The 21,652-nt window shown below is 71.7% G+C and carries 22 protein-coding genes; 8 read left to right on the plus strand and 14 right to left on the minus strand.

Annotation, left to right across the window (positions count from 1 at the left end; genetic code table 11):
• Nucleotides 1-476: 476 nt before the first annotated feature.
• From ACIA47_RS00630 to ACIA47_RS00655, 6 genes are read right to left on the minus strand one after another with little or no spacing between them, the layout of a single operon-like run.
• Nucleotides 477-1,814 carry a glutamate mutase L gene (locus tag ACIA47_RS00630; protein WP_396704229.1) on the minus strand — a complete coding sequence of 446 codons (1,338 nt, stop codon included), beginning with the start codon at nt 1,812-1,814 and terminating at the stop codon, nt 477-479.
• The gene (locus ACIA47_RS00635) at nt 1,811-2,203 is read right to left on the minus strand and encodes a hotdog domain-containing protein (protein WP_203125289.1); all 393 of its coding nucleotides are present in this window, start codon (nt 2,201-2,203) and stop codon (nt 1,811-1,813) included. The genes ACIA47_RS00630 and ACIA47_RS00635 overlap by 4 nt, the downstream gene beginning before the upstream one ends.
• Entirely contained in the window at nt 2,200-2,955 is a 756-nt protein-coding gene (locus ACIA47_RS00640) for an OAM dimerization domain-containing protein (RefSeq protein WP_387166491.1), read from the minus strand. The genes ACIA47_RS00635 and ACIA47_RS00640 overlap by 4 nt, the downstream gene beginning before the upstream one ends.
• Nucleotides 2,952-4,508, minus strand: coding sequence for a lysine 5,6-aminomutase subunit alpha (locus ACIA47_RS00645; protein WP_396704232.1), 1,557 nt, complete (start codon nt 4,506-4,508; stop codon nt 2,952-2,954). The genes ACIA47_RS00640 and ACIA47_RS00645 overlap by 4 nt, the downstream gene beginning before the upstream one ends.
• 48 nt (nt 4,509-4,556) lie before the next feature.
• Nucleotides 4,557-6,128, minus strand: coding sequence for an amidohydrolase (locus tag ACIA47_RS00650; RefSeq protein WP_396704234.1), 1,572 nt, complete (start codon nt 6,126-6,128; stop codon nt 4,557-4,559).
• Nucleotides 6,129-6,132: 4 nt separating this feature from the next.
• Complete coding sequence (locus tag ACIA47_RS00655; protein WP_396705315.1) at nt 6,133-7,182, minus strand: zinc-binding alcohol dehydrogenase; 1,050 nt, start codon at nt 7,180-7,182, stop codon at nt 6,133-6,135.
• Nucleotides 7,183-7,335: 153 nt separating this feature from the next.
• Here ACIA47_RS00655 and ACIA47_RS00660 point away from each other — a divergent pair, with 153 nt between their 5' ends.
• The gene (locus ACIA47_RS00660; RefSeq protein WP_396704236.1) at nt 7,336-8,727 is read left to right on the plus strand and encodes a KamA family radical SAM protein; all 1,392 of its coding nucleotides are present in this window, start codon (nt 7,336-7,338) and stop codon (nt 8,725-8,727) included.
• Between the two features lie 144 nt (nt 8,728-8,871).
• Nucleotides 8,872-9,318, plus strand: coding sequence for a low temperature requirement protein A (locus tag ACIA47_RS00665; protein WP_396704238.1), 447 nt, complete (start codon nt 8,872-8,874; stop codon nt 9,316-9,318).
• Nucleotides 9,319-9,341: 23 nt separating this feature from the next.
• Here ACIA47_RS00665 and ACIA47_RS00670 read toward each other — a convergent pair whose 3' ends face one another.
• Nucleotides 9,342-10,043 carry a polysaccharide deacetylase family protein gene (locus tag ACIA47_RS00670; protein WP_396704240.1) on the minus strand — a complete coding sequence of 234 codons (702 nt, stop codon included), beginning with the start codon at nt 10,041-10,043 and terminating at the stop codon, nt 9,342-9,344.
• Nucleotides 10,044-10,552: 509 nt separating this feature from the next.
• Nucleotides 10,553-10,747, minus strand: coding sequence for a CsbD family protein (locus ACIA47_RS00675; protein WP_203125302.1), 195 nt, complete (start codon nt 10,745-10,747; stop codon nt 10,553-10,555).
• A gap of 157 nt (nt 10,748-10,904) precedes the next feature.
• Between ACIA47_RS00675 and ACIA47_RS00680 the strand changes: the two genes are divergently transcribed.
• Complete coding sequence (locus ACIA47_RS00680) at nt 10,905-11,516, plus strand: histidine phosphatase family protein (RefSeq protein WP_203125304.1); 612 nt, start codon at nt 10,905-10,907, stop codon at nt 11,514-11,516.
• Here the strand turns inward: ACIA47_RS00680 and ACIA47_RS00685 are convergent.
• From ACIA47_RS00685 to ACIA47_RS00695, 3 genes are all read right to left on the minus strand, one after another.
• The gene (locus tag ACIA47_RS00685) at nt 11,446-11,952 is read right to left on the minus strand and encodes an Lrp/AsnC family transcriptional regulator (RefSeq protein ID WP_091398289.1); all 507 of its coding nucleotides are present in this window, start codon (nt 11,950-11,952) and stop codon (nt 11,446-11,448) included. The genes ACIA47_RS00680 and ACIA47_RS00685 overlap by 71 nt on opposite strands.
• Nucleotides 11,953-12,059: 107 nt before the next feature.
• Nucleotides 12,060-13,202 (minus strand): acyl-CoA dehydrogenase family protein, encoded by a 1,143-nt coding sequence (locus ACIA47_RS00690; RefSeq protein ID WP_112588011.1) that lies wholly within the window; start codon nt 13,200-13,202, stop codon nt 12,060-12,062.
• On the minus strand, nt 13,199-14,308 hold the full coding sequence (locus tag ACIA47_RS00695) for a M24 family metallopeptidase (RefSeq protein ID WP_396704243.1): 1,110 nt from the start codon (nt 14,306-14,308) through the stop codon (nt 13,199-13,201). The genes ACIA47_RS00690 and ACIA47_RS00695 overlap by 4 nt, the downstream gene beginning before the upstream one ends.
• A 203-nt stretch (nt 14,309-14,511) precedes the next feature.
• Between ACIA47_RS00695 and ACIA47_RS00700 the strand changes: the two genes are divergently transcribed.
• On the plus strand, nt 14,512-15,879 hold the full coding sequence (locus tag ACIA47_RS00700) for a glycosyl hydrolase family 18 protein (RefSeq protein WP_203125655.1): 1,368 nt from the start codon (nt 14,512-14,514) through the stop codon (nt 15,877-15,879).
• A 62-nt stretch (nt 15,880-15,941) separates the two neighbouring features.
• Here the strand turns inward: ACIA47_RS00700 and ACIA47_RS00705 are convergent, their stop codons facing one another.
• Complete coding sequence (locus ACIA47_RS00705; protein WP_396704246.1) at nt 15,942-16,829, minus strand: winged helix-turn-helix transcriptional regulator; 888 nt, start codon at nt 16,827-16,829, stop codon at nt 15,942-15,944.
• Between the two features lie 164 nt (nt 16,830-16,993).
• On the opposite strand from ACIA47_RS00705, the gene ACIA47_RS00710 reads away from it, so the two are divergent.
• The 3 genes from ACIA47_RS00710 (at nt 16,994) to ACIA47_RS00720 (ending at nt 19,574) form a co-directional block, all read left to right on the plus strand.
• Nucleotides 16,994-17,221, plus strand: a complete 228-nt coding sequence (locus tag ACIA47_RS00710; RefSeq protein ID WP_396704248.1) for a hypothetical protein — start codon at nt 16,994-16,996, stop codon at nt 17,219-17,221.
• A 58-nt stretch (nt 17,222-17,279) separates the two neighbouring features.
• Nucleotides 17,280-18,236, plus strand: a complete 957-nt coding sequence (locus ACIA47_RS00715; protein ID WP_396704250.1) for a 5'-3' exonuclease H3TH domain-containing protein — start codon at nt 17,280-17,282, stop codon at nt 18,234-18,236.
• Between the two features lie 129 nt (nt 18,237-18,365).
• Nucleotides 18,366-19,574, plus strand: coding sequence for a low temperature requirement protein A (locus ACIA47_RS00720; RefSeq protein WP_203125659.1), 1,209 nt, complete (start codon nt 18,366-18,368; stop codon nt 19,572-19,574).
• Between the two features lie 28 nt (nt 19,575-19,602).
• Here the strand turns inward: ACIA47_RS00720 and ACIA47_RS00725 are convergent, their stop codons facing one another.
• Both ACIA47_RS00725 and ACIA47_RS00730 read right to left on the minus strand, forming a co-directional pair.
• On the minus strand, nt 19,603-20,361 hold the full coding sequence (locus ACIA47_RS00725) for an Asp/Glu racemase (protein ID WP_396704253.1): 759 nt from the start codon (nt 20,359-20,361) through the stop codon (nt 19,603-19,605).
• Nucleotides 20,358-21,185, minus strand: a complete 828-nt coding sequence (locus tag ACIA47_RS00730; protein ID WP_396704255.1) for a hypothetical protein — start codon at nt 21,183-21,185, stop codon at nt 20,358-20,360. Before ACIA47_RS00730 ends, ACIA47_RS00725 begins: the two co-directional genes overlap by 4 nt.
• 252 nt (nt 21,186-21,437) lie before the next feature.
• On the opposite strand from ACIA47_RS00730, the gene ACIA47_RS00735 reads away from it, so the two are divergent.
• Nucleotides 21,438-21,644, plus strand: coding sequence for a hypothetical protein (locus tag ACIA47_RS00735; protein WP_007460667.1), 207 nt, complete (start codon nt 21,438-21,440; stop codon nt 21,642-21,644).
• Nucleotides 21,645-21,652: the final 8 nt, after the last annotated feature.

Raw genomic sequence — 21,652 nt, forward strand, 5'->3', positions numbered from 1 at the left:
TTCACCTCGATCACGGGGCGAAGGTTACCTGGCTGGCGGGTGAACCGGCCGCGTCGGGCCGTCGGGCACGAACCGCCCGGGGGACATGAAATCGGGGCGCGGCTCGCGCCGCGCCCCGATGCTCCCAGGCCCTTCCCGGCCGGTGTGGCGAGGATGGGGCACGACGACCTTCGGACCGACCGGACGTGGACTGGCTGCCCCCGCCGGGCCGTTGTCTACTGGCCGTGCACCTCACCCTGCCCGTACACCGGTAACCGCGGCCGGTTCGCGCCGCCCCGCCGACCCCCGCCCGCTGGACCTGGCCGCCGCGACGATGACGCTCAAACATGTCGCTCGGCCAGCGGACGAAGGGACGAAGCGAACAACAGCCGCTTCCCGTGGTAGGACTCAAAGACGGTACGTGCCGACCCCCGTCGCTTGTCAACCCGCAGCCGGCCTGTCGTGTGTTGCGACACGGCGTGTCGGGTCGGCGAGTCTCAATGCGTACGCAGATGCTGACGCAGCAGCGACTGCGCGGCCGCCCGGTGCTCCTCGGCGAGCAGCCCTCCGGCGGCCAACACGTAATCGGCGTCCACCACCGCGGCGGCGGCGCGCGGCAGCGCCCACCCGCCGGCGTGGTCGGCCAGGACCGCCGTCAGCACCTGCCCGGACACGTCCGCCGGCGAGTGCCGCAGCACCCCACCGGAGCCCACCAGCATCCGTACGTCGCGCAGGTCCCGCCCGGCCCGCTCACCGGTGGCGGCGCCCCGGGCGTGCCGGCGCAGCGCCACCGTCGCGGCGAGGGTGGCGATACGCCGGTCCACGGCCCGCTCGACGTCGTCGGCGGCCAGGAACGCCGGGTCGGCCGCCCGTCGCGCCGCCGCGGCGGCCAGGTCGTCGGCGTCGCCGACGGCGAGCAGCCGCTCCTCCACGGCGGCCCGCACCACCCCGGGGGCGCTCCACCGCATGCCCAGATCGCCCTCCACGGTGCGGGCCCGCCACAGACTGCCGGCGACCTCCCGACCCGGCCCGGTGGCCCGCTCGTCGGGCGTGAGCACCGAGTACACGTCGGTGGTGGCCCCACCCACGTCGACCACGGCCAGGTCGCCGCCGAGGGTGTCGGCGAGCACCTCCACACCGGTGAGCACCGCGTCGGGGGTGGCCGCCCGCACCAACCGTGCGAACCGGGCACCCCGCGACAGTCGTTTACCGCCGATGACGTGGCGCAGGAACACCGCGCGGATCGCCGCCCGCGCCGACGCCGGGGCGAGCACCCCGATGCGCGGCAGGACGTTGTCGGCGTCGGTGACCGGCACACCCGCGTCACGCAGCAGCCCGGTCAGCTGCTCGCGCACGTCGGCGTTGCCCGCGTACACCACGGGCCGGCGCCACCGGGCCCGGGCCAGGCGGGTGGCGTTGTGGGTGATCGTGTCGGCGTCGCCGCCGTCGGTGCCACCCACGAGCAGCACCACGTCCGGGCGGGCCGCCCGCAACGCCGTCAGGTCGGCGGCGCCGAGCCGCCCGGCCGCGACGTGCACCACGTGCGCGCCGGCGGACAACCCGACCCGCCGGCCGGCCTGCGCGGTGACCAGCGGCTCGTAGCCGATCACCGCCAGCCGCAGCCCACCACCGGCCGACGAGCACACGTACCAGGCAACGTCGCGCACGCCGAGCCCGGCGGTAGCTGCCGCGACCGCGGCGTCCAGGCCGTGCAGCACATCGGTGCCCACCGTGGTGGGCGCCGACGCCGCGCCGGCCAGGACACCGGCGGCCAGGTCCACCACCGCCACCTTCGTGTACGTGGAGCCGACGTCGGCGCAGACCGCCAGGGTCACGACGCGGCGGGGACGACCACGGTGCCGGTCGCGGTGACCGCCACGATCGGCGGGTCGAGGACCTCGGCGGCGGACGCGGAGCGGTCCGGGCGACCCCGGCACACCACCGCGCAGCTCAACTCCAGGGTGCGGCTGCGGGTGCCCACCCGCGACACCCGCGCGGTGACCTCGACCACGTCCCCGGCGTGCACGGGTGCGTGGAAGCGCACGTCGGCGTACCCGGCGAACAGGCCCTCGTCGCCGTCGGTGCGGATGCACACCTCAGTGGCGACGTCGCCGAACAACCCGAGCGCGTACGCCCCGTCGACGAGGTTCCCGGCGTAGTGGGCGTGCGAGTACGGCACATACCGTCGGTGCGTCACCGTCAACCCGAGCCGTGCGTCGGTCATGCCATCGCCTTCCGTTGCGTGATCAGGGCGTGCACCAGGTAGCTGGCCACCTCGCCGGGCGTGGTGCCCCGACCGAAGATCCGGTCCACGCCCAACTCGTCGGTCATCGTCTCGTCGAAGCGGGGACCACCGACGATCAGCAGCGGCCGCCGCCCCGCCGGCATCGCCTCCCGGAACGCGGCGGACATCTCCCGGGTGTTGTGCAGGTGCGCGTCACGTTGGGTGACCACCTGCGACACGAGCACCGCGTCGGCCTTCTCCGCCCGGGCGGTCTCCACCAGCTCCGGCACGCTGACCTGCGCGCCCATGTTGGTGACCTTCAACTCCCGGTAATACTCCAGGCCCTTCTCCCCCGCGATGCCCTTGACGTTGAGGATCGCATCGATGCCCACTGTGTGCGCGTCGGTGCCGATGCACGCCCCGACCACTGACAGCTTGCGCCGCAACCGCTGCTTGATCACCGTGTTGACGTCCTTCGCCGACAGCAGCGCGAAGTCACGTTCCACCACCTGCACGGCGTTGAGGTCGACCAGGTGGTTGACCCGCCCGTAGACGACGAAGAACGTGAACCCGTCGCCCATCGGCTTGGCGTGCACCACCATCGCCGGGTCGATGCCCATCTTGTTGGCCAACTGCACCGCCGCGCCCTCGGCGCGCTTGTCGTGGGTCACCGGCAGGGTGAACGACACCTGCACCATGCCGTCACCGGTGGTGTCCCCGTACGGACGCACGATCTGCTTCTCCCCGCTCACGCGGCGGCCTCCAGGATGTCGGTGGCCGGGTTGCAGTAGTCGGCCTCGTGCGCGGCGACCCCGGACAGGCCCTTGCCGCGGTCCGCCGGCCGCTTCATGATCCCGAAGGTGCCCTCGGCGATCGCCGTGAGCAGCGTCTGCTCCCCGATGCGCTCCAGCAGGTCCAGTGCCTCACCGAGGACCTGGTTGGCGCGGCGGCGGATGAACCCGCCCGGCGCGGGCACGAAGTCCTCGTGCAGCCCACCGGCCGCGCCCAGGACATAGCGCACGTTCTGCAGGGCGATGTCCCGGTCGGACAACCACGGTGTCACCACCGCCTCGGTCATCATCCCCACCAGCAGGATGCCCTGACCGGTCAGCGCGCCGGCCAGGTTGAAGAACCCGTCGAGCAGGTTGCCCCGGAACACGTCACCGGTCATGTGCTTCGTCGGCGGCATCCACTTCAACGGCGCGTCGGGGAACAACTCCCGGGCCAGCAACGCGTGCGCCAACTCCAACCGGAACGACTCCGGCACCTCCGGGTTGATCTCGAACGCGTGCCCCAACCCCAACTGCCAGTCCGCCAACCCCGCCTCGTGCGCGAAGAACTCGTTGAGCAGCTGCGACACCGTCACCGTGTGCGCCTCGTCGACAGCGTCGGCGGTGGTCAGGTAGTTGTCCTCACCGGTGTTGATGATGATCCCGGCGCGGGCGTGCACCTGCCGGGAGAACCGCTGGTCGACGAACGTGCGCACCGGGTTGATGTCGCGGAACAGGATCCCGTACATCGAGTCGTTCAACATCATGTCGAGGCGTTCCAACCCGGCCAGGGTCGCCATCTCCGGCATGCACAGCCCGGACGCGTAGTTGGTCAACCGCACGTAGCGGCCCACCTCCTTCGACGACTCGTCCAACGCCGCGCGCATCAACCGGAAGTTCTCCTGGGTGGCGTACGTGCCGGCGAACCCCTCCCGGGTCGCGCCCTCGGGCACGTAGTCCAGCAACGACTGCCCGGTGGAGCGGATCACCGCGATCACGTCCGCGCCGGCGCGCGCCGCCGCCTGCGCCTGCGGAATGTCCTCGTAGATGTCGCCGGTGGCGACGATCAGGTAGATCCAGGGCCGCTTCGCCGGGTCACCGTGGCGCTTCACCAGCCGGTCCCGCTCGGCGCGCCGCCGGTCGATGCGCCGAATGCCCGCGCCGACGGCCTTGCGCGCCGCCGACCGGGCGGCCGTGGCCGCCCGCCCGGTGGGCTGGGTGAACCGCACCGACCCGGCCGCGGCCTTCTGCGCCAGCAACGTCACGTCGGTGCTGCCCTCCCGGGCCAGGGCGTCGAACACCGGCACCGCCACCCCGTGACCCAACCCCACGTCCGCGGCGACCGCGTCGACGAGCCGGTTCACCCACGGAATGCCGTCCGGGTCGGCGCCGGTCACCCCGGCCAACCGCAGGACCGCCCGTTCCACCGACACCGTGGTGTGGCTGCGCGCCAGGTCCACCACCGGCTGCCCGACCCGACGCGCCAACTCCCGCGCCCGCGCCACCAGCACCGGATCAAGATCAAGCTTGCTCATCGACCATCCACTCGTTGCTGTGCCTGATGGCTCGCTCGCTTCTCTGACTCACGGCGACCCTTCCTCGTAGATGACCTCACCGCGCAGCACCAGGCGCCGACACACCGGCAGCGGCGTCGGATCGTCCGGACCCCGCGCCTCCGGGTCCTCGGCCTGCAACACCGGCAGACCCCGCTCCACCCCCGCCGGCGTCGACCACACCGCGAACGTCGCCGGCGCACCCAACGCCAGAACCCCCTCGACGTCCAGGTGCACCGCCCGCCACCCGCCCCGGGTGTGCGCCGCGAACGCCGAACGCACACTCATCCGCTGCGCCGGGTTGTGGTGCGCCACCGCCGCCCGCACCGACCCCCACGGGTCCAGCGGCGTCACCGGCGAATCCGACCCGAACGCCAACGCCACCCCCACCGAATGCATCGCACCCATCGGATTCGACTCCAACGACCGGTCCAACCCCAACCGCGTCTCGTACATCCGGCCCGCGCCACCCCACAACCGGTCGAACGCCGGCTGCATGCTCGCCACCACCCCGTACTCCACGAACCGCGCGATCAACGCCTTGCTCATGATCTCCGCGTGCTCGATGCGGTGCCGGGCCGCCCGCAACCGCTCCACCCCCACCGTCCGCGCCGCCGCCGCGAACCCGTCGAGGACGGTGCCGATCGCCGCGTCACCGATGGCGTGGAAACCGCCCTGCATGCCGTGCGCCGCGCAGTCCAGCAGGTGATCGCGCACCTGCTCGACCGACAGGTACCCGTGCCCACAGCCGTCACCGTCGCCGTCGCCGTACGGCTGCGACACGTGCGCCGTGCGCGAGCCCAACGCCCCGTCGGCGAACAGGTCCCCACCGGCGCCGACCGCGCCCAACTCCCGCGCCCGCGCCGCACCACCCAACTCACCCCAGTACCCGTACACCTCCGGCAACCCCGCGCCGGAGATGCCCAGCAGACCGGTGAAGTCCTCCTCGTCGGAGATCTCCGGGCCACCACACTCGTGCACCGCCGCGATCCCCAACGACGCCGCATGGGCCAGGGCCACCCGCTGCGCCGCGACCCGCTGCGCCCGGCTCACCGACGCCTGCGCGGCCGCCCGCACCACGTGGTGCGCGTCGCGCCGCAACCAGCCCGACGCGTCGTACCCGGCCGCCTGCGCCGCCTGCGGGCACGCCGCCAGCAACGCCGACGACACCAACGCCGAGTGGATCGACGCCTGCGACAGGTACACCCGCCGACCACCGGCCGCCCGGTCCAGCGCCGCGGCGTCCGGCAACGTCGGATCCGACCACCCCGACTCGTCCCAGCCGTGCCCGAGCACCACCGCGTCCGCCGGCAGACCCGCCGCGAACCCTGCCACCGCGTCGAGCAGCTGCCCCGCCGAGCGCACCCCGGACAACGCCAACCCGGACAACGCCAACCCGGTGTCGGTGGCGTGCACGTGCGCGTCGACGAACGCCGGCGTCACCAACGTCCCGCCCAGGTCCACCACCCGGTCGGCCGGCGGCGCGTCACCGTCGGTCCCCAACCAGGCAATCCGCCCACCGGACACCAGCAGCGCGGTGGCGCTCGGATCGGCGGGGCAGTGCAGCACGCCGCCGCGATACAACGTCGAGGGGTTCGTCATGACCTCAGTCTGCCGCGACCCGCGCCGCGAACAGCTGACGCACCCCCGGCTCGGCCCGCAGCAGCCCCAGCGCCAACTCCGCGTGCCCCGGCACGTACCCGTTGCCCACCAGCATCGTCACGTCCGCCGCCAATCCCTCCGCGCCCAACGCGGCAGCGGAGAAGCTCGTCGCCATCGAGAAGAAGATCACCGTGCCGCCGTCCGCGGTGGCCAGCACCGCCCCGTGCTCACACCCCGGCACGTCCACGCAGACCACCGTCACGTCCGCCGGCACCCCCAGCGCGGTGGTCACCGCCGTGGACAACCCCACCGGGTCACGCGCGTCGGCCAACGCCACCACCGACGCCAGACCGGCGGCCGTCAGCGCGTCGCGCTCCGCCGCCACCGGCACCACCCCGACGGTACGCGCGGCGCCCGCCCGTCGCGCCGCCGCGAGAGACAGCGACCCGCTCTTACCCGCCCCACCGATCACCGCGACCCGCACCGGCGTCGGATCACCGGTACGCCGACGCTCCTCGACGTAGCGCGACACCACCCGGGCGGTCAGCGCGGGCGCCCCGCACACGTCCAGCACGGCGAGGGACAACTGCGGGTCCTCGTCGTCGGGCAGCACCGCGGCGATGGACCGCGCGAACAGGATCGCCCACCCGTCGCAGGGCACCTGCTCGCTGCGCCCGTCCCAGCGGGCCAACCCGTCGGTGATCACCAGGGGCGTCAGCGTCAGCGACACCAGGGTGGCGACCCGCTCCCCCGCCTTGAGCCCCAGCGGGGACCGCCGGCCGGCCTCCTCGACCGTGCCGATCAGCATCCCGCCCGACCCGGTCACCGGGTTCTGCATCTTCCCCCGGGTCGCGATGATCTCCAGCACCTCGGCGCGGACCGCGTCACCGTTCCCGCCGTGCTTCTCCGACAACTGCCGGAAGCTCGCCGCGTCCAGGTTGAGCCGCTGCACCCGGATCCGCACCTCGTTCGGCCCGATCGCCGCCGACGTGTCCAGGCGCCAGGCCGCCTGCGGCAGCACCCCCGCCGGTTGCACGACGCGGTGCAGTCCCACCGGTGACGTCACGCCAACCTCCCCCTGCCAGCCGTCCGAAGCCCCGGTCCAGGCTCGCGTAACGGGAAAACTTACGGCAGACTAGTTTCTGTACCGAATATTTTCCAGTAGCCTTCGGGCTCCGATGATCAGCCGCAACACCGAGGAGGGGCCGTGACCCAGACCATCCCGCACCCCCGTCACGTCCCGGCCGCCACACCGACCGCCGGGCAGCCCTACGAGTACCACCGCCGCCCCCTGGTCGAACCCGACTGGACCCGTTTCCCCGGCTGGCGCCACGTCACCCGCGACCAGTGGGAATCCGCCCAGTGGCAGCGCGTCAACTGCGTCAAGAACATCAAGCAGCTCCGCGCCGTCTTCGGTGACCTGATCGACGAGACCTTCTACGCCGACCTTGAGGCCGACCAGTTGGCCCTGGCCACCATGTCCATGCTGGTGCCACCACAAATGATCAACACGATGGTGCCGTTCGAGACCCTCACCACCGAGGCGCTGCTCGCCGACCCCATCCGCCGCTACATGATCCCGGTCGCCTCCGACCGACGCACCGACTGGCCCTCACACCCCTACGCCAGCCGCGACAGCCTCCACGAGCACGACATGTGGGTCGCCGAAGGCCTCACCCACCGCTACCCCACCAAGGTCCTCGCCGAGCTGCTCTCCACCTGCCCCCAGTACTGCGGGCACTGCACCCGCATGGACCTCGTCGGCAACTCCACCCCCGCCGTCGACAAACTCAAACTCACCCTCAAGCCCGTCGACCGCTACGACGCCCACATCGCCTACCTCAAGGCCCACCCCGGTGTCCGCGACGTGGTCGTCTCCGGCGGCGACGTGGCCAACGTCCCCTGGCGCAACCTCGAGTCGTACCTCATGCGCCTGCTGGAACTGGAGACGGTCCGCGACATCCGGCTCGCCACCAAGGCCCTCATGGGCCTACCCCAACACTGGTTGCAGCCCGACGTCGTCGAGGGCCTGGAGCGGGTGGCCCGCACCGCCGCCCGCCGCGGCGTCAACCTCGCCATCCACACCCACGTCAACCACGCCCAGTCGCTCACCCCACTGGTCGCCAAGGCCGCCCAGACCGCCCTGGACGTCGGCGTCCGCGACGTCCGCAACCAGGGCGTCCTCATGCGCGGCGTCAACGCGACCACCCCGGAACTGCTCGACCTCTGCTTCGCCCTCCAAGGCGAAGCCGGGATCCTGCCGTACTACTTCTACATGTGCGACATGATCCCCAACGCCGAACACTGGCGGGTCCCGGTCTGGCACGCCCAGCAACTCCAGCACGACATCATGGGCTACCTCCCCGGCTACGCCACCCCCCGCATCGTCTGCGACGTCCCCTTCGTCGGCAAGCGCTGGGTGCACATGCTCACCGACTACGACCGTGAGCGCGGCATCTCCTACTGGACGAAGAACTACCGCACCTCCATCGAATCCGCCGACCTGGAGGCGCTCAACAAGCGCTACGCCTACTACGACCCGATCGACACCCTGCCCGCCAACGGCCAGCAGTGGTGGCACGACCACCGCAACGACTGACCCACCCACGATCAAGCCCCCGGGAGTCCCCACCCGGGGGCTTGATCGTGCCCGTCACCGGCAGACTCGCGACCGGCCACCACCCGGACCCAGGAGAATCACCAACCCGGAACGCCACACCGCCGACGACTAGCGTCCACCACCATGAGACACCCCCGGCCCGCCCCCAACAGGGGCCCCGGCGACCGGGTCACACTCGACGAGGTCTTCTTCGACGTCGTCTTCGTCCTCACCGTCACCCAACTGGCCCACGCCCTCGAAACCCACCTCAACTGGGTCGGTCTCGGCCGCAGCGCCCTGATCCTCGGCCTGCTCTGGTACCTCTACACCGGCTACGCCTGGCTCAACAGCGTCGCGCTCTACCTCGTCGGCATCGCCGCCGTCCGCCGCGCCCTACGCCTGCCCATCCCCCCGGCCCGACTCGCCGCCGCGGCGGCGGCACCGGCCACCGTTGCCATCGGCGTCACCCTGCCAGCGACAGTCCAGCTCGTCACCACCATCGCCATCCTGGTGCTGATGCTGGTAACCGACGCCCGGCGATCCACCCGCCGCGACGACGACAGTGCAGGCGTCGATGTGGAACGAGCGTGATGCCCCTGGCTGCCTCGGTCGCCTCAGGCGCCGGTCAGCACCTCGGACAACGGCGCCGCCACCAGCCCTCGCTCACGCAGCCCGGCCAGGATGTGCGGCAACGCCTCATCAGTCATCGCCGCGTTCGCCTCGGTCACATGCATGATCACGACTGACCCGGGCCGGACGTGGTCCAACACCGCCCGCACCAGCGGCTTCCACGCCGTCGCGAACGGATCACCGCTGACCACGTCCCCATCGACCACCGTCACGCCCAGCGGCGCCAAAGCATCCAACGCCGCCGCGTCGTGGCACAACCCCGGAAACCGGAAGTACCGGGTCTGCCGACCCCCGTACGGCGCGATCACCTCGAACGTCTTCGCCACATCACCGGCCAGCTCGTCGACCGGCAGCCGGGGCAGGTCGTAACAGTCGGCGGTGAACGCCGCGTGCCCGTAGGTGTGGTTGGCCAACTCGAAGCGCGGATTACCGGCGATCCGCCGGGTCACCTCCGGATAGCGCTGCACCCACTTGCCGGTCAGGAAGAACGTCGCCGGCACCTGCTCCCGCTCCAGCAGGTCGAGGATGCGCATGTTGGCGTACGACTTCACCCGGCCGGCCCGCAGGCTGGCCAACATCCCGTCGGTCATGTCCGCGTCGAAGGTGAGCGCGACCCTGTTGCCGATCCGCGGCCCGTGATCGACGACCGGCGGCCGCATGCCCGCCCGCGTCGCGCCCGGCACCATTCCAACCGCCGGCGCAGACGAGGCGCTGCCCGACGGCACACCCGTCGACGGCACCGCCGAAGAGGCGCCGACCGACGGCGCACCGGACGAGGCGGACGATCCAACGAAGACCGGCCGGTCCGGCGGCGGTACCCGCGAGGCCGTACACGCGGCACCGCCGACAACAGCCGCCGCCACCAGTACGCCACACCACAACGGGCGAAGCCCAAGTCGAATCACGCCGAGGATCATCCCAAACGCGAACTGTCCTCACTGCCCCGCACGCCCGCGTCGACCTTGCACGTCCGGTCATCGACCCGAGTTGCCGCAACAGAAAGTGCAAGCTCGCGGCACCGGAGGCTCTCGGGCCGTCGATCATGGAGTTGTGGTGGGTGACCAAGCACCCGTGAGGCCCCAAACCAGGCATCACAACTCCATGATCGACGGTGCGGGCGCGGGACCGCCGACCCCAGTGGCCACACGTCGGGTCCCCGGGCAGGTGCTGCCCGGGGACCCGACGACCGCTCAGGTCACTTGTTGAAGGCGTCCTTGATCTTGCTGCCGGCATCCTTCATGCTCTGCCCGGCCTGCTTGGCGCGCGCGTCGCCCTGCTGGCTCGCGCCCCCACCACGCATCGACTCGTTGTCGGTCATGTCGCCGACGCGCTCCCTCGCGGCGCCGGCCATCTGCTCAACCTTGTTCTTTGCCTTCTCGGTGAAGCTCATCGCGCCTCCTCGGTCTGGCGGCTGTCCCGGCTCGCTTGCCCGGTCTCCGGGTGCCGAAACTGGCGGTGCCGGTCGGCACACCCGCTAAGGCATCCTAGGAAGATAGGTAGTGGGAGGGTCGCCTGTCGGCCACGCCCCACGATGGTTAACTGACCGCATGGGAGAGCTCCTGCTGATCCGACACGGCGAGACCACCTGGAGCGCCAGCCTGCGGCACACCTCGTACACCGACCTGGAGCTGACCCCCGACGGCGAGCGACAGGCCCGCACCCTGGCCGCGTTCCTGGCCGGCCGGCGCTTCGTCACCGTGCTGGCCAGCCCCCGCTCCCGGGCGCTGCGCACCGCGCAGCTGGCCGGGCTCACCGTCGACACCGTCGACGAGGACCTCACCGAGTGGAACTACGGCGAGTACGAGGGCCGCACCACCGTCGACATCCACGACGACGATCCGCACTGGAACATCTGGACCGACGGCTGCCCCGGCGGGGAGTCCCCCGCGCAGGTGGGCGAACGGCTCGACCGGGTGCTGGCCCGCGTCACCCCGCTGCTCGACCGAGGCACCGTCGCGCTGGTCGGGCACGCGCACAGCCTGCGGGTGCTCGGTGCCCGCTGGATCGGCCTGCCCCCGTCCGCCGGCGGGCGCCTACGCCTGGAAACCGCCACGGTCAGCGCGCTCGGTCACGAACACGGCCGGCAGGTCATCCTGCGGTGGAACCAGCCGGCTCCTCCGGCGCCCGGGACCGCGACCGACTCGGTGCCGCAGAGCTGATCTTCGGCGGCCGGTTCTCGTACGGCGTGGACAACACCACTGTCGTGCGGGTCGTGACGTTCGCCGAGGTGCGGATCTCCTGGAGCACCCGCTCCAGATCGGTGGGGCTGGCCACCCGCACCAGCAGCAGGTAGAAGTCCTCCCCCGCCACCGAATAGCAGGAGTCGATCTCCGGCAGGTGGGCCAACCGCTCCGGGGCGTCGTCCGGCTGCGACGGATCGAACGGCCGGATCGCCACGAAAGCGGTGAGCGGCAGGTCCAGTGCCTCGAACGACACCCGGGCGGCGTACCCCTTGATCACCCCGCGCTGCTCCAGCCGACGGACCCGCTGATGCACGGCGGACACCGACAGCCCCACCCGCTCGGCCAGGTCGGTGTACGACAGACGGCCGTCGGCGGTCAGCGCGGCGACGATAGCGCGGTCGATCTCCTCCACGGCGTGCAACCTACCGGGAAAACCGTCGCACGGCGACGAGGTACCCGAGCGGCGGGCCGCGGTGGGCCGTGACGCACCCACCGCAGCCCCACCGCCACGTACCGTCGTCAGCCCTTGGCCAGCGCCCGGGAGATCACCATCCGCTGAATCTGGTTGGTGCCCTCCACGATCTGCAACACCTTCGCCTCACGCATGTACCGCTCCACCGGGTGGTCGGCCACGTAACCCGCGCCGCCGAGCACCTGCACCGCGTCGGTGGTCACCCGCATCGCCATGTCGGTGGCGAACAGCTTCGCCTTGGCCGCCTCGATCGAGTACGGGCGGCCGGCGTCGCGTAGCCGGGCCGCCGCCAGGGTCAGCGCGCGGGCGGCGGAGATCTGGGTGGCCGCGTCGGCGAGGAGGAACCCCAGCCCCTGGAAGTCGATGATGGAGCGCCCGAACTGCTGGCGCTCCCGGGCGTAGGAGACCGCGTAGTCCAGAGCGGCCTGGGCCAGCCCGACCGCGCACGCCGCGATGCCCAGCCGGCCGGAGTCCAGCGCGGACATCGCGATGGTGAAGCCCATCCCCTCGCCGCCGATCAACCGGTCGGCCGGCACCCGCGCTTCGTCGAAGGCGATCTGCGCCACCGGGGAGGCGCGCAGCCCCATCGTCCGCTCGGCCGCCTGGGGGGTGATGCCGGCCGTGCCCGCGTCGGCGAGCAGGCAGGAGATCCCCTTCGGGCCGGGTCCGCCGGTGCGGCAGAAGACGTTGTAGAAGTCGGCCGTGCGGGCGTGGGTGATCCACGCCTTGGTGCCGGAGACCAGGTACGCGTCGCCGTCGCGATCCGCCCGGGTGGTCAGCGCCGCCGCGTCCGAGCCACCCTGCGGCTCGGAGAGGCAGTACGCGCCCAGCAACTCGCCACCGAGCATGTCCGGCAGCAGCTTGCGCTGCTCGTCGCTGCCGAACGCCGCCACCGGGTAGCAGGACAGGGTGTGCACGCTGACCGCCTCGGCGACCGCGAGCCAACGGCTGGCCAGGATCTCCAGCACCTGCAGGTACACCTCGTACGGCTGCGCCGCGCCGCCGTACTCCTCGGGGTAGGGCAGGCCGAGCAGGCCGGCGCGGCCCAGCGTGCGCAGCACCTCGCGGGGGAACTCGGCGCGTTCCTCAAAGGCCGCGGCCTTCGGCGCGAGCTCGCCGTCGGCGAGCTCGGTGGCGAGACCCAGCAGGTCGTGGGCCTCGTCGGTGGGGAGGATCCGGTCGACAGTCATAGCGCGATGAGCTCCGTGGGGGTGGTGTTGAGCCGTTGCACGCCGTCCGTTGTGCAGACGACGATGTCCTCGATGCGGGCGCCGTGCCGGCCCGCCAGGTAGATGCCCGGTTCGATGGAGAACGCCATGCCGGCCTCGAGGGGTCGGTCGTTGCCGGCCACCAGGTACGGCTCCTCGTGCCCGTCGAGACCGATGCCGTGGCCGGTGCGGTGCAGGAACGCGGCACCGTAGCCGGCGGCGGCGATCGGCGCCCGGGCCGCGGTGTCGGCCGCCGCGCCGGTGATCCCGGGCCGCACCGCCTCGACGGCGGCGCGTTGGGCGTCGCGCAGCACCGCGTAGTAGTCCAGGAAGTCGGCCGGCGCCGACCCGCCCGCCAGGTAGGTGCGGGTGCAGTCCGAGCGGTAGCCCGACGCCATCGTGCCGCCGATGTCGACCACCACCGGCTCGCCGACGCCGATCGGCCGGTCGGAGGTGCCGTGGTGGGGGCTGGCTCCGTTGGGCCCGGCCGCCACGATGACGAAGTCGACGGTGACGTGCCCGGCGGCGCGGATCGCCGCGGCGATGTCGGTGGCGACCTCGGCCTCGGTGCGACCGGGGCGCAGCCACTCGCCCATCCGCAGGTGCACCTCGTCGATCGCCGCGCCGGCCTCGGCGAGCGCCGTGACCTCCGCCGGGGACTTGCGGATCCGCAACTCGCGCAGTACCTCCCCGGCGAGCCGTTGCGTGGCGTCGGGCAGCGCCGCGCGCAGGCCGAGAACCTGCTCGGCCCACATCCGGTCGGCGAGCCCGACCGCCGCGACCGGGCCGTCGAGGGCGGCGACGACCAGGGGGTACGGGTCGGTGCCGTCGACGTGGTCGACGATGCGTACCCCGGTGTTCGGGGCCGCCTCCGCCGCGGGGCGTTCCAGCCTGGGCACGATCAGTGTGGGTTCGCCCTCGGCGGGCAGCACCAGACAGGTCAGTCGCTCCCCCGCGTGGGCGTCGTACCCGGTCAGGTACCGCAGGTCCGAGCCGGGGGTGAGCAGCAGGGCGTCCAGGCCGGCGGCGGCTGTCGCGCGCTGCGCGGCGACCAGCCGGTCGGGCGGATACAGCTCGTCGATTCCCACCCCGCCAGCTTAACGGTCGTTTGGGCAAACCCCATATCGGCACCGATCGTCGGAAAATCCATCGACGTTGATTGACGCGGACAGTTAACACTCTTTAAGATTTGGCTGCCTCGAGGCCCACCCGTCCCTGCGTCCCCCGCACCCCCCGCCCGCGACAACCCTGCGCGGGCGGGCGTCGTCCCCCGCCCACGGGAAGGCCCCCGATGTCCTCACCACTGCGCCGCGCCCTCGCCGCCGGCCTGCTCGCGCTGGCCACGGCCGGCGCCACCCTCACCGTCACCAGCGCCCCCGCGCAGGCCGTCGTGCTGCCGAACAACTTCAAGAGCGTCGGCTACATGCCCTCCTGGGCCGGCAACATCAACACCATCCAGTACAACAAGCTCACCCACATCAACTACGCCTTCGTCCTGCCCAACAGCAACGGCACCCTGCAGGGGGTGGACGGGGCTCGGCTCTCCTCGCTGGTCTCCCAGGGGCACGCCAACAACGTCAAGGTCTCCATCGCCGTCGGCGGCTGGAACGACGGCAACGACTCGGCCTTCGAGGCGCTCGCCGCCAACGCCACCAGCCGCACCAACTTCGTCAACAACCTGGTCAACTTCGTGAACCAGTACAACCTCGACGGCGTCGACATGGACTGGGAGTACCCCGACCCGGGCGCCTCGGCCAACAACTACACGGCGCTCATGACGCAGCTCAGCAGCGCCCTGCACAGTCGCGGCAAGCTGCTCACCGCCGCCGTGGTCTCCGAGGGTTACTCCGTCGACGGCGTGCAGCCAGCCGTGTTCAACCAGGTCGACTGGCTCAACATCATGGCGTACGACGGCGGCAGCCCGCACGCCAACTACGACTGGTCGATCAACAGCATCAACCTGTGGAAGGCCCGTGGCCTGCCGGCCAGCAAGGCCGTCCTCGGCATCCCGTTCTACAGCCGCCCGGTCTACTACAACTACTCGTACCTGGTCGGACTGGACCCGGCGAACGCCAACCGGGACTGCGCCACCATCGGCGGCAGCCAGCAGTGCTGGAACGGCATTCCGACGGTCAAGCGCAAGACGCAGTGGGCGCTGGCCAACGCCGGCGGCGTGATGAACTGGGAGCTGTCGCAGGACACCAGCGGCTCGACCTCACTGCTCAGCGCCATGTACGACACCATCATGGGCGGCACCACCCCGCCGCCGACCGGTCGTACCGGTCAGATCACCGGGATCGCCGGCAAGTGCGTCGACGTGGCCTCGGCCAGCACCGCCAACGGCGCCGCCGTCCAGCTCTGGGGCTGCAACGGCACCAACGCGCAGACCTGGACCGTGGCCAGCGACAGCACGCTGCGCGCCCTCGGCAAGTGCGCCGACATCACCAGCGGCTCCACCGCCAACGGCGCGAAGGTCCAACTCTGGGACTGCAACGGCAGCGGCGCGCAGGTCTGGCAGGCGCAGTCCAACGGCACGCTGCGCAACCCGCAGTCGAACAAGTGCCTCGACGCCAGCGACAACAGCTCCGCCGACGGCACCCGGTTGCAGATCTGGGACTGCTTCGCCGGCGCCAACCAGCGCTGGACGCTCCCGGCCTGACACAGCACCCACAGGGTCCCCGGACCAGTTGGCTCGTAGTGCCCCCGGTCGACGCGAAGGCGTCAGCCGGGGGCCGCTGCGTGCTCACCGACCAGGGTGAGCATCTCCTGCACCGAGCCGGCCGGGTCGGTGACCGGGAACTGCACGGCCCGCACCACCGCCGTCGGGTCGACCAGCAGGGTCAGCCGCTTGAACCGGATCACCCCACCCGCGCGGAACACCGGCAGCAGCAACCCCGCCCCCAGTCGACCGTCCTCATCGGACAGCAGCGGAAACGGCAGTTCAGCGTACGCGGCGACGTCGGCGAGCTGGTCGGGTCGCTGGGTGCTGATGCCGTACACCCGGACACCGGCGGTCACGAAGTCCGGATGACGCTTGGCGTACGTGGTCGACTCCAGGGTGCACCCCCGGGCGCCGGGAATCTCCGCCCAGCCGGGCGGATAGCCGCGCGTCCCCGGCGCGTACGCCCCGGGGAACAGGTAGAGCACCGTCCACCCGTCGGTCGCGGCCACCGCCACCGGTTGCCCGTCGGCGGCGGGCAGGACGACCTCGGGCAACCGTCTGCCGACCAGGTCGTGCGCGCGGCGCGCCTCGGCCGAGCCGGCGTCGGCCGTCGCGGTCACGTCACCGTCACCCATCAGATGCCTGGTTCCCCAGTCCTGCAGCGCGACCAGCACCGGCAACAGACCCTCGCCCCTCACGGTGAGCAGATAGTCGTACCGGGGTGGGTGTCGCGAGTACGGTCTGCGCTCCAGCACGCCGTGCTCGACCAGAGCGGCGAGGCGCTCGGTCAGCGCCCGACGGCTGACGCCCAGCTCGCGTTGGAGCGCGTCGAAGCGGGTCGTCCCGCCGGCGACGTCCCGCACGATGAGGAACGTCCACCAGTCCCCCAGTACGCCGAGCGCCTGCGCGATGCCGCAGTCCGCATCAGCAAGATCCTCTCGCCGCACCGACTACCTCCATTGGTCCCGTCCCGACTATAGTCCGTTCCGGATTGGAACGCTTTGCTCACGACCGGCAGCGGTCCACGCGCCGGTTTCCCTGATCGAACGCCACCGGTAGCCATAGCCTGGAATCGGGGAGCCGCCCGGACTCCCCGACCGGGAGGACCGACGTGGCAGCGAACCAGGCGAGCAGGTCGGCGTCCCGCCGTCGCCGCCAACTGTGGGCCGGGGTCCTCGCGCTCGTCGGACTGGTCCTGCTGGTCATCGGCGTCACAGTGGCCGACGGCGTCGCGGCCTGGGTCGAGGTGGTGGTCGCGATCCTGCTGCTGGTGACCAGCTACGTCGTGCAGCACCTGGCCCGACGGGAGACCGTCTACCGGCCCGACGAGCGACGCTGACACCACCGGCGGCCGGGCGTACGCCAGATCGTCGGACGGTTGTGCCAGGCTGTCCGGCGTGGCACACCGACCCCCGATCCTGCTGATCGACGCAGCCAGCCTCTACTTCCGGGCCTACTTCGGCATTCCGGAGTCCGCCGCCCGAGCCGAGGACGGCACCCCGGTCAACGCGGTGCGCGGCTTCCTCGACATGCTCGCCACCCTGATCCGGGTGCGCGGCGCCGACCGGATGGTCTGCGCACTGGACCATGACTGGCGCCCGGCGTGGCGGGTGGACCTGCTGCCGTCCTACAAGGCGCACCGGGTCGCCCCGCAGGGCGGCGAGATCGTTCCGGACACCCTCTCCCCGCAGGTGCCGATGATCCTGGAGGTCCTCGCGGCGGTGGGCATCACCGCTGTCGGCGCGACCGGTTACGAGGCGGACGACGTGCTCGGCACCCTCTCGGTGACCCAGCCGGGCCCCATCGAGGTGGTCTCCGGCGACCGCGACCTGTTCCAACTCGTCGACGACGCCCGACCGGTCCGGCTGCTCTACGTCGGGCGCGGCGTCGCCAAGCTCGACGACTGCGACGACGCGGCGGTGCGGGCCCGCTACGGCGTGCCCGCCGACCGGTATGCCGACTTCGCCGCGCTGCGCGGCGACCCGAGTGACGGGTTGCCCGGGGTGGCCGGCGTCGGCGAGAAGACCGCCGCCCGGCTGATCGACCGGTACGGCAGCATCGCCGGCATCCTGGCCGCGCTCGACGACTCCGACTCGTCCTTCGCACCGGGCCTGCGCGCCAAGCTGGTCGCGGCGCGCGACTACCTGGGCGTCGCGCCGACGGTGGTCCGGGTCGCCCTGGACGTGCCCCTGCCGGAGCTGCCAACCGCGCTGCCGACCGCACCGGCCGACCCGGAGCGGCTGATCGAGCTCGCCCAACGATGGAACCTGGCCGGCTCGGCCCGCCGCCTGGTCGACGCCCTCGCCGCCCCCCGTGGCGACGCGATCCCGTCCACATCCCCGCAGGCGGGGTAACCGCCCGACACGACCCGGTCGGGGGACGAGCGGGCGAACGCGGTATCCCGCGCACGCCCAGCTGGTTACCGTCCGTTGAGGTGGGCCGCACAGGGTCCGTCAAGTCGAGCGGTTCCGCAGGAGTATCCCGTGCACCTCCCCGCGCCGGAGCCCGGGTCGCCGCGAGCCGACCGCCCGCCGGTGCGCGACCCGGAGGCCCCGCGCCGGGTCACCCTCCTCGAACTCTTCTTCGACCTGGTGTACGTGGTCGCGCTGGCGCTCATCTCACGGGCTATGGTCGACCAGCTCGACTGGCACCGCGCCGGCCAGGCACTGATCATGCTGGCCGCCGTGTGGTGGACGTGGGCGATCACCACGCTGGTCACCGACCTGTACGACCCGGAACGCAACGAGATCAAGCTGCTGATCAGCGCCGTGATGTTCGGCGCGCTGCTGATGACGACGGCGATCCCGGAGGCGTTCAACGACCGGGGGCTCGTCTTCGCCGGAACGTACGTGGCGATCCACCTGGGGCGTGGGCTGTTCCTGATGCCGGCGGTACGCCGCGACCCGCAGACCCAGCGTCGAGCGGCCCGCATCTTCCTCTGGTTCGCGGTGTCGGCGATCCCGTGGCTCATCGGCGCGTACGTCAGCGGGGACGCCCGGATGGCGTACTGGGCCATCGCCCTCGCCATCGACTACATCGGTTTCCGGCTCGCGTACCCGGTGCCCGGGCTCGGGGTGGTGCCGGAGCAGCAGCGCAACGTCACGGCGGAACATCTCTCCGAGCGCTACCAGCAGTTCTTCATCATCGCGCTCGGCGACGCCATCCTCACCATCGGCACCATGTTCAGCCTGGAGCACAACGAGGTCGAGAACATCGGGGCCTTCGCGGTAGCGTTCCTGACCACACTGGTGCTCTGGCGGATCTACGTGCACAAGTCCGGCCAGCTGTTGCCGACCGCCATCCAGGCGGCCCAGTCACCCAGCAAGTTCCTGTTCAGCGCGCCGTACACGCATCTGTTGATGATTGCCGGCGTCGTGACCACGGCATCCGGCTTCCACCTGGTGCTGCACGAGCCGACCGGACGGACCCCGCTGGCCTGGCTGGCGGTGATCCTCGGCGGTCCGGCGCTGTTCCTGGCCGGCCGGGCCTCCTTCGAGTACGAGGTGTTCAGCCGAGTGTCGTGGTCCCGACCCGGCGGCGTGCTGGCGCTGGTGGCCATCGCGCCCGCCGCGCTGTACCTGCCGCCGCTGTTCGCCTCCCTCGGCGGACTGCTGGTGCTGACCGGCGTGGCCTACGCGGACTACCGGCGCAGCTACGGCAAGCCGCCGGAGAGCCCCTCCCCGCCGCGCTGAACCCGCCGCTCACCGCAAGCCCCGCCGCTCACCGCGGAGTCGAGCCGGCCAGCAGACGGCCGGCGTCGGGCACGTACGGATCGACACCCAGATCGGTGAGCAGTTGATGCACGGTCGCCGTCGCCGCGGTGAGCACCGGACGACCGAGACGGGCCTCCACCTGCGGCACCGCGGCCAACGACGGCAGCTGCACGCAGGCGGAGAGGACCACCGCGTCCACGCCGGTCAGGTCCAGCCGATCGGCCAGCTCGACCAGGCGCGCCGCGGGGATGCGCCCGACCGCCACGTTGTCCGGCTCGCCGAGGCTCACCGCCTCGGTCACCTGTACGCCGTACGCGGCGAGGTAGGCGGCGACGGTAGCGGTCAACGGCGGCAGGTACGGCGCGATCAGGGCCACCCGGCGGGCACCCAGCGCCCGCAGCCCGGCGACCAGCGCGCCGGCACTGGTCACCACCGGCATGTCGTGCCCGGCGCGACCGGCCGCGCGGCCCAACCGCCGCTCGGCCCGCTCGTGCGCGCCGGCGCCCTCGCACATCACCGCCACCAGACAGGCGTACGCGAGCACGTCGCAGCGGGCGTCGGCCAGCTCGGCGGCACACCGCAGGGCGGAGCGGTTCATCCGCGCCAACTCGTCGGGCGTCACCTGACGCAGCCGTACCCGGCTGGCGTGGGTGGTGAAGCGGACCGTCGGGTCGACGGTCTCGCGTCGGCGCAGCATCGCCGGGATCTCGGTTTCCATTGTGGTGTTGGAACTGGGCACCACCAGGCCGATGCGGTAGCCGCTCACACCAGTGCCCCGGCGTACCCGCGGACCTGCAATCGATCCCGGGCCGTGCCGGCCAGGCGCACCTGTAGGCCGAGCGGCGCGGCGGCGCGGCGGACGTCGTCCAGGTGCAGCGATCCGTGCCGGTCCACGGTGAGCACCGGCGGTTCTTCGAGGTCACCCTCCGGCGCGTGGAACGAGAGCAGGGTGACCGAGGTGGTGAGATAGCCCGGGTACGCGGCGCGGGCCGCCGCCTCGTCCCGGTGGACCAGCACCACCAGGTCGTCGAGGTGGGCGAAGTCGGCGGCGAGGGCGCCCGCCTTCCAGTGCGCCGGTTCCTCCGCCGCGCCGGTGAGATGCCGGGAGCGGTTCGCCGAGGTGATGTAGAGGTGATCCGTTCCGGTCTCGGCGAGCGCCCGCTCGAAGAAGGCGTTGGACGGGCAGGTCAGCCCTGGTGCGATCACCTGGGTGGTCCGCATCCCCTGGTCGATCTGGGTGAGGTGCTCGGGGAGCCGGTTCGCCGCGGGCCCGCGGAAGCCGAACGGCCCGGCCCCGTAGAGGGCGTCCATCAGCGCCCGCACCCGACCGACCGGCAGGCGGGGCGAGATCCGCGTCCAGTCGAACATCCCGGGAATCCGGCCGATCGCGGTGGTGATGCTGCCGACCTGGTGGACAGGTCGTCCCTTGGCCAGGTTGACCCGGCGTACGGTCGCCGCATCGGGACGCGTGACGATGACGTAGAAGTTGGCGAACGCCGCCGCGACGATCGCGCCGCCAGCCAGCGCGCGGGCCGCGACCGCGACGTCCTCGGGGCGGTCGATGTACAGGGGCGGTGTCGGGGCGTCCATCAGTCCTCCTCGGCGGGGCCGTGAGGCAGTTCTACGTCCACCCAGCCGGATGACGGCGAGGTCGGTCGCCGATCCGATAGCCGACACGCGCTACCCGGTGCGGGTGGCGGATGCCCGGGCGGTACACAACGGCGGACCGCATCGGCCGGATGGGGGATCCGGCGGGGGTCGTAGCACGCAACCGTTAGCCGCGCGACCCGATTGGGTACAACGGCTGCACCTCAGATCCACCACATACCTCAGGAGGCAGCGATGCGCGGCACCTCGATTCTCGGAGTCATCGTCGTGATCTGGTTGGTGATCGGCGCGATCGCCGGTGGCCAGCGTGGTTATTACAGCGGCGACGACACCAACTGCGCCGAGGCCGGCACCATCCTGGTCACCATCGTGGCCGGGCCGTTGAACTACATCGGCGCCAACCCGAAGGTCGACTGCAAGCTGCCCGAGCCCTCCAAGTAGACGACAGA

The sequence above is a fragment of the Micromonospora sp. NPDC051227 genome, assembly GCF_044455385.1.
GTDB lineage: Bacteria > Actinomycetota > Actinomycetes > Mycobacteriales > Micromonosporaceae > Micromonospora.

Coding starts and splice junctions, on each gene's coding strand:
- ACIA47_RS00675 (WP_203125302.1), bottom strand. CDS start 10,747: ATGAGCTTCACCGAGAAGGCAAAGAACAAGGTTGAGCAGATGGCCGGC.
- ACIA47_RS00700 (WP_203125655.1), top strand. CDS start 14,512: ATGTCCTCACCACTGCGCCGCGCCCTCGCCGCCGGCCTGCTCGCGCTG.
- ACIA47_RS00650 (WP_396704234.1), bottom strand. CDS start 6,128: ATGACGAACCCCTCGACGTTGTATCGCGGCGGCGTGCTGCACTGCCCC.
- ACIA47_RS00635 (WP_203125289.1), bottom strand. CDS start 2,203: ATGACCGACGCACGGCTCGGGTTGACGGTGACGCACCGACGGTATGTG.
- ACIA47_RS00670 (WP_396704240.1), bottom strand. CDS start 10,043: ATGGTGCCGGGCGCGACGCGGGCGGGCATGCGGCCGCCGGTCGTCGAT.
- ACIA47_RS00680 (WP_203125304.1), top strand. CDS start 10,905: ATGGGAGAGCTCCTGCTGATCCGACACGGCGAGACCACCTGGAGCGCC.
- ACIA47_RS00690 (WP_112588011.1), bottom strand. CDS start 13,202: ATGACTGTCGACCGGATCCTCCCCACCGACGAGGCCCACGACCTGCTG.
- ACIA47_RS00665 (WP_396704238.1), top strand. CDS start 8,872: ATGAGACACCCCCGGCCCGCCCCCAACAGGGGCCCCGGCGACCGGGTC.
- ACIA47_RS00735 (WP_007460667.1), top strand. CDS start 21,438: ATGCGCGGCACCTCGATTCTCGGAGTCATCGTCGTGATCTGGTTGGTG.
- ACIA47_RS00730 (WP_396704255.1), bottom strand. CDS start 21,185: ATGGACGCCCCGACACCGCCCCTGTACATCGACCGCCCCGAGGACGTC.
- ACIA47_RS00645 (WP_396704232.1), bottom strand. CDS start 4,508: ATGAGCAAGCTTGATCTTGATCCGGTGCTGGTGGCGCGGGCGCGGGAG.